Source organism: Micromonospora sp. CNZ322, from assembly GCF_007827755.1.
Genome location: NZ_VITD01000004.1, coordinates 179,622 through 191,821, shown reverse-complemented (window position 1 = coordinate 191,821; position 12,200 = coordinate 179,622). Strand labels below are relative to the sequence as shown.

Here is a 12,200-nt window from a genome sequence, read left to right as displayed (position 1 = left end):
TCCCGCCTACCCGCCTGGCCAGCCAGCATGCGGCTGGGCCGGCGGTCGGCGGTCCAACGACGGTCGGGCCGATCTTGCACTTTGTGCCCCGACAAAGACGTGCACAAGGCGCGAAACGACCACAGGAAATGCAAGATCGCGGGGCGTTCGGCCAGCGGCGGCTACGGGCGCGGGGTGTGTTCGGTCAGCGGCGGCGGTTACGGGCGCGCGACGAGCGCAACCGGCGGAGTCGGCTGATCAGCACGGGGTCGGCGGCGAGGGCTGCCGGATTGTCCAGCAGGCCGTTGAGCAGCTGGTAGTACCGGGTCGACGAGATCCCGAAGGTGTCCCGCACGGCCTGCTCCTTGGCGCCGGCGTGCCGCCACCACTGCTGCTCGAAGGCGAGGATGGCCCGCTCCCGCTCGGTCAGCCCCGGCGTGGGATCAGCGGGATCAGCGGGCTGCGCCGACTCGTTGGCGGCTGACCCCGACTCGTCGGCGGTCTCGATGGGAGGCGCCGGTCGGGGATTCGGGACGGTCGGCCCGGCAGCACCCACGGCCTCACCCGGGCGAGCGTCGATGGACGGCTCGGGGGCGGCCGGGGTGGTGTCGGCGGACATGTCGTTCAGCCTAGTCAGCGGCGACCAGGGACGCAGCAGGCGGCGCGGCCGGTCCGTACCGCCGGGAACCCCGACGGCCGGGCCGGCCGCGCCGCGTCGCTTCGGTCAGGTCAGGAGATGTCGCGGCGACGCATCGCCCAGAGCGCCGCCCCGAGGATCACCACCACCCCGACCGAGAGCAGGATCGAGGACTGCTGCCAGGTGATGTCCATCGTGGCCGGCTTGCACTCCCCGTAGTAGGTCGCATTGCAGGAGTTCCAGTCCTGCAACGTGACCGTCTTCGTCATCCAGGCCAGCACGTACGTGGGCAGCAGCCAGGCCTCGGCGAACCGCACGCTCGCCATGGACAGCAGGATGCCGAGGCCGAACTGGCCGACCACCATCACCGCCACCACGCCACCGAGGGCCATCGCGGTGTGCCGACCGAGCGAGGCGAGGGCGAAGCCGATGGTGGTGAGCACCAACACCAGCACCACGCCGCGTACACCGGTCAGCATGAACGACTGCCAGACCCCCGAGGTCATCTTCTCGGTGCTGCCCCGGAAGTTGGCGACCGCCCAGAACCCGGCGAACCACAGCACCGCGGCAGGAAGCGTCACCGCCAGGATGCCGGTGAGCAGCGCGGCCAGCTTGGTGAGCAGTACGGTGAGCCGCTTCGGCCGCCAGAGCAGCAGGTTCATCATGCCGCCGGTGCTCCACTCGGCGCCGACGAAGGACGCGCCGATGACGAATCCGACCAGGGCGAGGATCGCCGCGAACGGAATCAGGGTCTCGGCGAACGTCTCCTTGAAGTCGAACGTCGACGGCAGGAACCAACTCGCCTCGATCTGGTCCCGGGACGGTGCCGTGATCACCGAGCAGTCGTCCGGGTAGCGGCCGTCGGTCGCCGTGCCGGCCGTCTTGGCCTGCTCACACGCGGCGCGCTCCTGCTCGCTCCAGCGCACCTGCTCCTGGTACTGCTGGTCGGCCTGACGCTCGGCCTGGGCGAGCTGGCCGGCGTCGATCTTCTGGTTGGTGAAGAACACCCCGACCACCACCGCGGCCAGCACCAGCAGGCCGAGCAGTGTCATGTAGCGGGTGAAACGCCGCTTGCTGAGCCGGCGCAGCTCGGTACGAAAGAGGCTCACGCGCCCCACCCTCCTCCGGCGGGACCGGGCTGACCCGTCCCACCGACCTTCATGGACTCGTCGACCTGCCGGTGCTGACCGGGTACCGGCGCGGTGGCGGTCAGTTCGAGGAAGACGCTCTCCAGGTCGACGGCGATCGGCGCCAACTCACTGACGTAGAGGTTCTTCTCGGCGAGCAGCCGGGTCACCGAGGCCGGCTTGTCGACGCCGGCCAGCATCAGATGGTCCGGGTGACCGGTGACCCGGATCCCGGCCTGGGTGAGCGCCTCGGTGGCCACCGGCAGGTCGCTGACCGCCTCCAGCCGGATCCGGACCGCACCGGACGAGTGCTGCGCGAGCACCTCGTCGACCGGACCGAACGCGACCCGCCGGCCCAGCGAGATGATGGTTACCGAGTCGCAGATCAGCTGAATCTCACCGAGGATGTGGCTGGACAGCACCACTGTCATTCCGGACTCGGCGAGCGTCCGCATCAGCGTGCGCATCTCCCGGATACCGCCCGGGTCGAGGCCGTTGGCGGGCTCGTCGAGGATGAGCAGCTTCGGGTTCTTGAGCAGGGCCGAGGCCACGGCGAGCCGCTGCTTCATGCCCAACGAGTACGTCTTGACCCGCTCGCCGGACCGGTCGCGTAGCCCGACGAGTTCCAGCACCTCGTCGACCCGGACGGCCGGCACCTCGCCCGCCCCCGCGAGCAGGGACAGCGTGTCCCGGGCCGTGAAGTGCGGAAAGAACTGCGGGCTCTCCACGATCGCGCCGACCTGGCCGGCGACCTTGGGCAGCGCGTCGGGGACCTCGTGTCCGAGCAGCGCCATCCGGCCGCCGTCGGGTCGGATCAGGCCGAGCAGGGTACGCAGCGTGGTGGTCTTGCCGGACCCGTTGGGACCCAGGAAGCCATGCACCTGCCCCGCGTCGACCCGCATGTCGAAGCCGTCGAGCGCGTTGCGGGTGCCGCGTCGACGACTCTTGTACGTCTTACGTAGACCTTCGATCTCCAGGACAGCTGGCAAGCTGCACCTCCCCCGATGGGTGGGCGTGACAGCCGACACCATACGCGGTATGCAGAAGCGCGCAATACGCGGTATGCATCGACGCGCCGATCAGGCTAGTTCATCGACGGAGCGTGACCCTTCAGGCGCAGATGACCTGCACGCCGGCGGCGCGGAACGCGTCCACCACCTCCGGCGCGGCACCGGAGTCGGTCACCAGCGTCTCCACCCGCTCGACCGGGCAGATCCGGGCGAAGGCGTGACCCCCCAGCTTGGACGAGTCCGCGATGATCACCACGCGCTTGGCGCGGGCCACCATCAGGTTGTTCATCGCCGCCTCCCCCTCGTGGTGGGCGGCGGCGCCGAGCTGCGGGTCGATCGCGTCCACGCCGAGCAGGGCGACGTCCAGGGTGACCTCGCGCAGCAGCGCCCCGCCCAGCGGGCCGACCAGCTCGAACGACTTCGGGCGCACCACGCCGCCGGCCACCACGACCTTCATCCGGGATCGGACCAGCAGCTCGTTGGCGATGTTCAGCGCGTTTGTCACCACGGTGAGCTGGGCACCTTCGGCACTGGTGTTCAGATCCGGTCGCACGGCGAGCGCCCTCGCCACCTCGGTGCTGGTGGTGCCCCCGTTCAGGCCGACCACGGTGCCCGGCGTGACGAGCGCGGCGGCAGCCGCCCCGATCCGCTGCTTCTCGGCCGAGTGCTTGGCCGTCTTGTAGCGCAGAGGCAGGTCGTACGACACGCCGTTGGCGACCGCGCCGCCCCGGGTCCTCGTGATCATTTGCTGCTGCGCGAGCTGGTCGAAGTCACGCCGGATGGTGGCCTGGGAGACGTCCAGCCGCTCGGCTGCCGCCTCGACGCTGACCCGGCCGTTGTCGGTCAGCATTTCGAGCAGGGCGTTCCATCTGGCGTACCGGTCCACCGCGGGGGCCCTCCCAGCAACTGCACGGACGGTGATTGATTGCGTGCACACTAGTGCGCGAAACTAGGCTGGCGCAAAAGGCTGACCTGCGCGATCGGCCGGCCGGTTGCCATGGTCACCCGCGTTCGCGCAGAATAACGCGCGAAATGCGGGTCTAACGAGCCGTATTGCGCACCGATCGGCCCTGCGAGGAGTTTCCCATGGCGTACGTGGACGCGGAGATCGCGAGCCAACCCGACTGCTGGCGGGAGGCGGTCAGGCTGGCCGAGGTCGTACGCGGTGACCTGCCGCGCCCCGGGGAGCGGGTCGCCGTCGTCGGTTGCGGCACGTCGTGGTTCATGGCGATGGCGTACGCGGCCCGCCGCGAGCAGGCCGGCCAGGGTGAGACCGACGCGTTCCAGGCGTCCGAGTTCCCCGCCGGCCGCCGCTACGACCGGCTGATCGCGATCACCCGCTCCGGCACCACCACCGAGGTGCTGGAACTGCTCGCCGCGCTGCGCGGACGGACGCCCACCACAGTCATCGTCGGTGACCCCACGTCCCCGGCGGTCGAGCTGGCCGCAGCCACCGTGGCCATGCCCTTCGCCGACGAACGGTCGGTGGTGCAGACCCGCTTCGCGACCACCGCGCTGGCCCTGCTCCGGGCCCAGCTCGGCGACCCGGTGAGCGCGCTCGCCGCCGACGCCGAGGTCGCGGTGCGATCCCCGCTGCCGATCAACCCGGCCACCATCGAGCAGGTCACCTTCCTCGGTCGGGGGTGGACGATCGGGCTGGCCCAGGAGGCGGCGCTGAAGTGCCGCGAGGCGGCAACCTTCTGGGCCGAGGCGTACCCGGCGATGGACTACCGGCACGGGCCCATCTCGGTCGCCGCGCCGGGCCGGCTGGTCTGGGCGTTCGGTGAGCTGCCCGACGGGCTGCCCGAGGACGTGGCGGCCACCGGCGCGGCCTTCGTGCACAGCCGCACGCATGGCTGGCGCACCGTGCTGGGCAGCTGGTCCGCCGGCCGTACCCCGGTCGACCCGATGGCCGACCTGATCCTGGCCCAACGCTTCGCGGTCGCGCTGGCCACCAGCCGGGGCCTCGACCCGGACGCGCCCCGCCACCTGACCCGATCCGTGGTGTTGGCGTGAGCGCGAGGAGTGAGCCGCGTTTGCGAGCCCCGCAGTCGCGAACCGAAGGCGGCCCTGTGAGCGCGAGGAGTGAGCCGGGGTTGCGAGCCCCGCAGTCGCGAACCGAGCTGGCGCCGTGAGCGCGAGGAGTGAGCCGGGGTTGCGAGCCCCGCAGTCGCGAACCGAGCTGGCGCCGTGAGCGACCGCGTGGTCGTTGCGCTGGACGTCGGCGGCACCGGCATGAAGTGCGCCCTGGTCCGACCGGACGGCGTCGTGGTGCGCACCGAACGGCACCCCACCGACGCCGCACGCGGCCCGGCCGCCGTGGTCGGCACCATCCTGGACGTGGCCGGCGGGCTGGCCGACAAGGCCCGCGCCGACGGGCTCACCCCGATCGCGGTCGGCATCGCCGTGCCCGGGGTGGTGGACGAGGCACGCGGCGTCGCGGTCTGGTCGGCGAATGTGGGCTTCCGGGACGTACCCCTGCGGGACCTGATGGTGCAGCGGCTCGGCCTGCCGACGGCGCTCGGCCACGACGTGCGTGTCGGTGGTCTCGCCGAGGCCCGGCTCGGCGCCGGACGCGGCGCGGGGCACGTGCTGTTCGTGGCGATCGGCACCGGCATCGCCGCCGCGCACGTCGTGGACGGCACGGCCGCGGTGGGGGCCCACGGCGCAGCCGGGGAGATCGGCCACATCCTGGTCCGGCCCGACGGTCCGCGCTGCGGCTGCGGCCGCCCCGGCTGCCTGGAGGCGATGGCGTCGGCCGCCGCGATCGGCCGCCGCTACGCCGAACTCGCTGGCGACACCGCGGACGCCCCGGTGACGGCGGCCGGGGTGGCCGAGCGGGCCGCGGCCGGCGAGCAGCTCGCCGGACAGGTCTGGCAGGAGGCCGTCGAGGCGCTCGCCGACGGCCTCGCCAGCGGGCAGGCGCTGTTCGACGTGGCGACGATCGTGCTCGGCGGCGGCCTGGCCCAGGCCGGAGACCTGCTGCTGACCCCGCTACGGGCGGCGCTGCACGAACGAATGACCTTCCACCGGGAGCCGCAACTGGTCGCGGCAGCCCTCGGCGACGAGGCCGGTTGCCTCGGTGCCGCCCTGCTCGCCCTGGACGCCATGGGTGTCCGTGACCATCAGGAGAAGCGATGACCGTACGGGTGAACGGCCGAGTGGTGACCCCGACCGGAGTCGTCCGACAGGGCTGCGTCGAGTGGGACGGTGATCGGATCACAGCGGTGGCCGAGTATCCGTCGGTGCGCGACGGGCACTGGATCCTCCCCGGCTTCGTGGACATGCACACGCACGGCGGTGGCGGGCACACCTTCACCACCGGGGACGCCGACGAGGCCCGCGCGGCGGCCGACTTCCACCTCGCGCACGGCACCACCACGTTGCTGGCGAGCCTGGTCAGCGCGCCCTTTCCGCTGATGCGTACGGCCACCGAGGCGTTCGCCCCGTTGGTCGACGAGGGCGTGTTGGCGGGAATTCACTTCGAAGGGCCTTACCTGTCGGCCGCCCGCTGCGGCGCACAGAACCCGGAGTACCTGCGCGACCCGTCGACCGACGAGCTGACCGAGCTGATCGAACTGGGCCGGGGCGCGATCCGGATGGTCACCCTGGCCCCGGAGCGCGACGGTGCGCTGGAGGCGATCAAGCTGCTCACCGCGCAGCGGGTGGTGACGGCGGTGGGCCACACCGACGCCACGTACGAGCAGACCCGCGCCGCGGTCGCCGCCGGCGCGAGTGTCGGCACCCACCTGTTCAACGGGATGCGGCCGGTACATCACCGTGAGCCGGGGCCGGTGGTGGCCCTGCTCGACGCGCCCACCGTGATCTGCGAGCTGGTCGCCGACGGGGTGCACCTGCACGACGGCATGCTGACCTTCGTCACCGCGACCGCCGGCCCGGACCGCGCCGCACTGATCACCGACGCGATGGCCGCCGCCGGCATGCCCGACGGCGAGTACGAGTTGGGCGGCCAGGCCGTCACCGTCGCCGACGGTGTGGCTCGACTCGCCCGCGACGGGGCGATCGCCGGCAGCACGCTGACCATGGACGCCGCGCTGCGGCACGCCGTGAACGCCGGAATCCCCATCGCCGACGCCGCACGGATGGTGGCCACCACCCCGGCGCGGGCCATCGGCCTCGGCGACCGGCTCGGGGCCCTCCAGGTGGGTCTCCGCGCCGACCTGGTGGTGCTCGACGACGACCTCAACGTGGTGCGGGTGCTGCGCGGAGGCTCCTGGGTGGAGTGACGGGGGCGTCCGTCCCCGTCACCGCTCGCGTCCGCCGGAGCAGGCGGAGGCCCAGCTCAGCCGACGGCGGGGACCTCGACGCCGAGGACGGCCTGCTCGTCGGGGCGGTGCACCAGCACGTCCGACAGGTACGACTGGACCGCATGGCGCATGCCGACGTCCCGGCCGGCCTTCTCGGAGAGCAGCCACTTGTGCTCGATGATCTGAGCGAACAGCTCCTGCGGCTCCAGCTTGCGGCGCAGGTTCGCGGGGACGGCCCGGACCACCGGCTCGAAGACCTCGGTGAGCCAGCGGTGCGCGGCCTGCTGCTCGTCGATCAGGTCGCTCTCCGCGCGGTAGGCGTCCAGGTCGTTGAGCAGCTTGCGGGCCTGGTTCTCCTCGGCGTCCAGCCCGGTCAGCCGCAGCAGCCGGCGGGTGTGGTAGCCGGCGTCGACGACCTTCGGCCGAACCAGGAACCGCCCGTCGTCGATGGACGACATGGCCACCTCGGCGACGTCGAAGCCCAGCTCGTTGAGGCGGCGGATCCGGCCCTCGATGTCGTGCCGGGCCTCCCGCTCGATCGCCTGCTCATAGGTGATCTCGTGCCAGAGCCGCTCGTAGCGCTGCACGACCTCCTCGCAGACGACCTCCGGGTCGATGGACTCGTGCAGCAGGCCGGCGGCCTGCAGGTCCAGCGCCTCACCGAAGATGTTCACCCGGGCGATCTCCAGGTCCTCACCGCGCTGACCGTTGGAGAGCGAGTTGTGCAGGGCACCCGTCTCCGCGTCCACCAGGTAGGCGGCAAAGGCGCCCGCGTCCCGCCGGAACAGCGTGTTCGACAGCGAGCAGTCGCCCCAGAAGAAGCCGGTCAGGTGCATCCGCACGATCAGGGCGGCGAGCGCGTCGAGCAGCCGGCTCATCGTCTCCGGCCGGAGGGTGTGCGAGAAGAGCGCCCGGTACGGCAGGGAGAACTGCAGATGCCGGGTGATCAGCACCGATTCGAGCGGCTCCCCGTCCTCGGTCTGCCGGTCGGCGACGACCGCCACCGCCTCGACCGAGGGAAAGTCGATCCGTTCCAGGGCCCGGAGCAGGTCGTACTCCCGCTCGGCGATCCGCTCGCGGGTCTCCTTGAACGCGTACACGTAGTCGCCCAACCGGACGAAACGGACGATGTGCCGGGAGATGCCCTGTGGCAGCGCCACCAGGTGTTGGGCAGGCCACTCCTCCAGCGGTGTCGACCAGGGCAGGTCGAGCAGCGCCGGGTCCACGAGGGCAGACGTGATCCGCACGGGCACAAGCATGACTGGTCGCCCCCCTCATCCGCCCCTGATCGTGGTTGGGCCCACAGCGCCGCACACCCCGGTCTCGCGCCGGGCCGGTAGCGTGGTCGCGTGCTCAAACCCACAGCGGTACGACGTGACCTGCGGCTACGGCCCGTCCGCCCGGCCGGCTGGTGGTTCGACGTGCTCCTGCTGGTCGGTCTGGTCGGGTTGACTGTGGCGCTCGCCGCCGACCGGCTCTTCGGATTGGACCGGGCGGTCGCCGACTGGGCCGACGGGCACCGGCCGACCGCCGCGTACTGGGTGGCCCGGGTGCTGAACTTCCTCGGCCAGGGCACTCCGCTGACGTTGATCGCCGCCGGGCTGGGCGTGCTGTTGGCCGTCCGGCTGCGGTCGGTGCGGCCGATCCTGCCTCCGGTGGTCGCGTTCGTGCTGACCAACCTGACGATCGGCCCGCTCAAGATCTGGACCGCGCGGGCGGCGCCGAGCGCCAGCGTCAAGGAGCCGTTCCTGACGCCCGAGCAGACCCTGCCGCTGTTCCACGACGACCTGCCGGTGCGGTTCGCCCAGTCCTACCCGTCGGGGCACGTCGCCAACGCGATCGTCTGGTACGGGGTCATCGCGATGCTGCTCGCCCCGCTGGCCCGCAGCTTCGGCCGCCAACTGCCGGCCCGGCTCGTCACCGTGATCCGCGTCGTGCCGCCGCTGGTCGTCCTCACCACCACCACCTATCTCGGCTGGCACTGGCTGACCGACTCGGTGGCCGGGCTGCTGCTGGGCCTGCTCCTGGACCGGCTGCTGCACCGCGCACCCTGGGACGGCGTGCCGCTCCCCGGCCGGTTACGCGGATGGGACCGGCCGTTCACCTCGTACCCCTAGGGTTCTGGTTCGTGAATCAACTGGCGCGGCGGCTGGGCGTACCCGATGCGGTTGTCATCGGGTTGGGCTCGATGCTGGGTGCGGGCGTCTTCGTGGTCTTCGGCCCGGCGGTGGCGGCGGCCGGCGGCGCCGGCCTGCTGCCCGCGCTGGCGCTGGCCGGCTTTGTCGCCTTCTGCAACGCGACCAGCTCGGCGCGGCTCGCGGCCCGTTACCCGGAGTCCGGTGGCACCTACGTCTACGGCCGGGAGCGCCTCGGGCCGTTCGCCGGGTTTCTGGCCGGTTGGGGCTTCGTGGTCGGCAAGACGGCGAGCTGTGCGGCGATGGCGCTGACGGTCGGGGCGTACCTCTGGCCGGGCCAGGCCCGTCTGGTCGCCGTCGGCGCGGTGCTCGCGGTCACCGCGGTGAACCTGCGTGGCATCGGCAAGACCGCCACCGTGACCAGGGCGTTGGTCGCGTTGGTGCTGGCGGTGCTGGCAGTGGTCACGGTCGTCGGCCTGGTCGGCGGACCGGTGCATCTGGACCGGCTCGGCGAGCCCGGCGGTTCGGCGCGGGGCGTGCTCACCGCCGCCGGGTTGTTGTTCTTCGCCTTCGCCGGGTACGCCCGGATCGCCACGTTGGGCGAGGAGGTCCGCGACCCGCAGCGGACCATCCCGCGCGCGGTGCCGCTGGCGCTCGGGGTGGTGCTCGTGATCTACCTGGTGCTGGCCGTGGTCGCCCTCGGCGTGCTCGGCGCCGACCGGCTGGCCGATTCTGCCGCGCCCCTGGTCGACGTGGTGACCGCCGCCGGGCTGCCCGGCCTGGCGTGGGTGGTCCGCGCCGGTGCCACCATCGCGGTCGTCGGGGTGCTGCTGTCCCTGGTCGCCGGGGTCGGTCGGACCACCCTCGCCATGGCCCGCCGCCGTGACCTGCCCGGCGCGCTGGCCGCCGTGCACCCGGTGCACCAGGTGCCGCGCCGCGCCGAACTGGCGGTCGCCGGCGTGGTGATCGTGGTGGTGCTGCTCGGCGACGTACGCGCGGCGATCGGCTTCTCCAGCTGCACGGTGCTCGTCTACTACGCGATCACCAACGCGGCTGCGCTCACCCTGGGCCGGGACCCGGACCGGCGGTTGCCGGTCCGGGTGCTCGCCGGTCTGGGGCTCTTCGGTTGCCTACTGTTGGCGATCAACCTGCCGCTGGGCAGCGTTCTCGCCGGCTTCGGCGTGCTCGCCGTTGGTGCCGCCTTCTACGCGCTGCGGGCTCGCCGCTGACCCCGGCGGGCGGCCGGAGTCATCGGCTCAACCGCTGGTAGCGGCGCACGGCCAGCGGGGCGAACGTCGCGATCAGCAGCACCGGCCACAGCACCGCCAACAGCATCGCGTGCTCCGCCGGCCAGGAGTCGCCACCCAGGCCCGGGTTGCCGAACAGTTCTCGGATCGCCGCCACGGTGGCCGACAACGGGTTCCACTCCGAGATCGTCCCGATGACCGGAGGCATCAGCTCGGGCGACACGAAGACGTTGGAGATCGCGCTCAACGGGAACGCCGCCGGAAAGACGATCACACCGACCGTGTCCGGGTTGCGGACCAGCAACGCCAGGTAGATCCCGACCCAGGTGATCGCGATTCGCAGCAGCAGGAGGAGACCGACGGCGAGCAACGCCTTGCCGACACCCTGCCGCCACTGCCACCCGACGAGCAGGCCACACACCAGGAGGGTGGACATCTCCAGCAGGGCGCGCAGCAGGTCGGCTGCGCTGCGACCGGTCATCAGGGCGGACCGTGCCATCGGCATCGACCGGAACCGGTCGACCACACCCCGGCTGAGGTCCAGCGCCACGCCGGTCGCGGTGGCCCCCAGCCCGTAGAGCATCGTCATCACGAAGACCCCCGGCAGCAGGAACTCGCGGTAGCTGCCACCGCCCGCCACCTGCATGCCGCTGCCGAACACGTACCCGAAGACCAGCACGAACATGATCGGCAGCGAGAAGTAGAGGATCAGTTCCTCCGGAGCGCGGATCACATGGGTCATGTTCCGCCTGGTCATCGTCCAGCCGTCAGCGATCACAGTGGTCATGCCACGTCCGCCTTTCGTCCCGCCGCCACGGGCTCGCGGGCCTCGTCCGGCCGGTGGCCGGTCAGGTGCAGAAACGCCTCGTCCAACGTCGCGCGCCGCAGGCCGATGTCCTCGACAGCGATCCCTGCGTCGTCCAGCGCGCGAACCACGTCGACCAGGCCGGCGACGCGATCGACCACCGGCACGCTGAGCCGTCGGACCTCCGGGTCGAGTTCGGGCTCCGCACCGCAGATCGGCGCGACGAGGCGTGCCGCGTGGCTCAGCTCGGCCGCGTCGCGGACCACCACCTCGATACGGTCGCCGCCGGTCATCGCCTTCAGCTGGTCCGGTGAGCCCTCGGCCACCACCCGACCGGCGTCGATCACCGAGATCCGGTCGGCGAGCTGGTCGGCCTCCTCCAGGTACTGCGTGGTGAGCAGCACGGTCGTCCCGTCCGCCACGAGACCCCGCACCAGGTCCCACACCTGGTTGCGACTGCGCGGGTCCAGGCCGGTCGTCGGCTCGTCCAAAAAGAGCACGCGCGGCGTGCGGATCAGGCTGGCGGCGAGGTCCAGTCGGCGACGCATCCCACCCGAGTACTCACCGGCGGACCGAGCCGCCGCCTCGTCGAGCCCGAACCGTTCCAGCAGCTCACCGGCACGTCGGCGGGCCTCCCGTCGGCCGAGCCGGAACAGCCGGCCGAACAGCTCCAGGTTCTGCCGGCCGCTGAGGATCTCGTCAACCGCGGCGTACTGCCCGGTCAGCCCGATCCGGGCGCGCACCTCGTCCGGCCGGCGCGCCACGTCGTACCCGGCCACTGTGGCCCTTCCCGTGTCGAAGCGCAGCAGCGTGGTGAGGATCCGTACGGCAGTCGTCTTGCCCGCGCCGTTCGGTCCCAGCAGTCCGTGGACCGTGCCGGGCGGCACGGTCAGGTCGAACGTGTCGAGCGCGCGGGTCGGGCCGTACCGCTTGCCCAGACCCTCGGCGACCACCTCGAATGTCGTCATGCCCCCACGGTGCGGCCGGCCGCT

General features: G+C 71.8%; 12 protein-coding genes. 5 read left to right on the top strand and 7 right to left on the bottom strand.

Features of this window, described 5'->3' with window-relative positions; translation table 11 throughout:
• Positions 1-184 precede the first annotated feature (184 nt).
• The 4 genes from FB453_RS12250 to FB453_RS12235 form a co-directional block, all read right to left on the bottom strand.
• Positions 185-598: a DUF3263 domain-containing protein gene (locus FB453_RS12250; protein WP_145789960.1), complete on the bottom strand. Its 414-nt coding sequence runs from the start codon at positions 596-598 to the stop codon at positions 185-187.
• Positions 599-708: 110 nt separating this feature from the next.
• Entirely contained in the window at positions 709-1,725 is a 1,017-nt protein-coding gene (locus FB453_RS12245; RefSeq protein WP_145789958.1) for an ABC transporter permease subunit, read from the bottom strand.
• Entirely contained in the window at positions 1,722-2,732 is a 1,011-nt protein-coding gene (locus FB453_RS12240; protein ID WP_145789955.1) for an ATP-binding cassette domain-containing protein, read from the bottom strand. Before FB453_RS12240 ends, FB453_RS12245 begins: the two co-directional genes overlap by 4 nt.
• A gap of 121 nt (positions 2,733-2,853) precedes the next feature.
• The gene (locus tag FB453_RS12235; protein WP_091403015.1) at positions 2,854-3,639 is read right to left on the bottom strand and encodes a DeoR/GlpR family DNA-binding transcription regulator; all 786 of its coding nucleotides are present in this window, start codon (positions 3,637-3,639) and stop codon (positions 2,854-2,856) included.
• A gap of 200 nt (positions 3,640-3,839) precedes the next feature.
• Here FB453_RS12235 and FB453_RS12230 point away from each other — a divergent pair, with 200 nt between their 5' ends.
• The 3 genes from FB453_RS12230 (at position 3,840) to nagA (ending at position 7,000) form a co-directional block, all read left to right on the top strand.
• The gene (locus tag FB453_RS12230; protein ID WP_145789953.1) at positions 3,840-4,769 is read left to right on the top strand and encodes an SIS domain-containing protein; all 930 of its coding nucleotides are present in this window, start codon (positions 3,840-3,842) and stop codon (positions 4,767-4,769) included.
• Positions 4,770-4,943: 174 nt separating this feature from the next.
• Positions 4,944-5,894 (top strand): ROK family protein, encoded by a 951-nt coding sequence (locus FB453_RS12225; protein WP_145789950.1) that lies wholly within the window; start codon positions 4,944-4,946, stop codon positions 5,892-5,894.
• Positions 5,891-7,000, top strand: a complete 1,110-nt coding sequence (gene nagA, locus FB453_RS12220) for an N-acetylglucosamine-6-phosphate deacetylase (protein ID WP_112582901.1) — start codon at positions 5,891-5,893, stop codon at positions 6,998-7,000. Before FB453_RS12225 ends, nagA begins: the two co-directional genes overlap by 4 nt.
• A gap of 56 nt (positions 7,001-7,056) precedes the next feature.
• Here nagA and FB453_RS12215 read toward each other — a convergent pair whose 3' ends face one another.
• Positions 7,057-8,268 carry a DUF4032 domain-containing protein gene (locus tag FB453_RS12215; protein WP_486480247.1) on the bottom strand — a complete coding sequence of 404 codons (1,212 nt, stop codon included), beginning with the start codon at positions 8,266-8,268 and terminating at the stop codon, positions 7,057-7,059.
• Between the two features lie 132 nt (positions 8,269-8,400).
• Here FB453_RS12215 and FB453_RS12210 point away from each other — a divergent pair, with 132 nt between their 5' ends.
• Together FB453_RS12210 and FB453_RS12205 are read left to right on the top strand one after the other, a co-directional pair.
• Positions 8,401-9,138 carry a phosphatase PAP2 family protein gene (locus FB453_RS12210; protein ID WP_186718257.1) on the top strand — a complete coding sequence of 246 codons (738 nt, stop codon included), beginning with the start codon at positions 8,401-8,403 and terminating at the stop codon, positions 9,136-9,138.
• Positions 9,139-9,149: 11 nt separating this feature from the next.
• Positions 9,150-10,385 carry an APC family permease gene (locus tag FB453_RS12205; protein WP_145789943.1) on the top strand — a complete coding sequence of 412 codons (1,236 nt, stop codon included), beginning with the start codon at positions 9,150-9,152 and terminating at the stop codon, positions 10,383-10,385.
• Between the two features lie 19 nt (positions 10,386-10,404).
• On the opposite strand, the gene FB453_RS12200 is transcribed toward FB453_RS12205, so the two are convergent.
• Positions 10,405-11,190, bottom strand: coding sequence for an ABC transporter permease (locus FB453_RS12200; protein WP_112582898.1), 786 nt, complete (start codon positions 11,188-11,190; stop codon positions 10,405-10,407).
• On the bottom strand, positions 11,187-12,176 hold the full coding sequence (locus FB453_RS12195) for an ATP-binding cassette domain-containing protein (protein ID WP_145789941.1): 990 nt from the start codon (positions 12,174-12,176) through the stop codon (positions 11,187-11,189). Before FB453_RS12195 ends, FB453_RS12200 begins: the two co-directional genes overlap by 4 nt.
• Positions 12,177-12,200: the final 24 nt, after the last annotated feature.

What these genes read in the sequence shown, in the direction of transcription:
- FB453_RS12250 (WP_145789960.1), bottom strand. Translation starts at nt 598, where the DNA reads ATGTCCGCCGACACCACCCCGGCCGCCCCCGAGCCGTCCATCGACGCT.
- FB453_RS12230 (WP_145789953.1), top strand. Translation starts at nt 3,840, where the DNA reads ATGGCGTACGTGGACGCGGAGATCGCGAGCCAACCCGACTGCTGGCGG.
- nagA (WP_112582901.1), top strand. Translation starts at nt 5,891, where the DNA reads ATGACCGTACGGGTGAACGGCCGAGTGGTGACCCCGACCGGAGTCGTC.
- FB453_RS12200 (WP_112582898.1), bottom strand. Translation starts at nt 11,190, where the DNA reads ATGACCACTGTGATCGCTGACGGCTGGACGATGACCAGGCGGAACATG.
- FB453_RS12195 (WP_145789941.1), bottom strand. Translation starts at nt 12,176, where the DNA reads ATGACGACATTCGAGGTGGTCGCCGAGGGTCTGGGCAAGCGGTACGGC.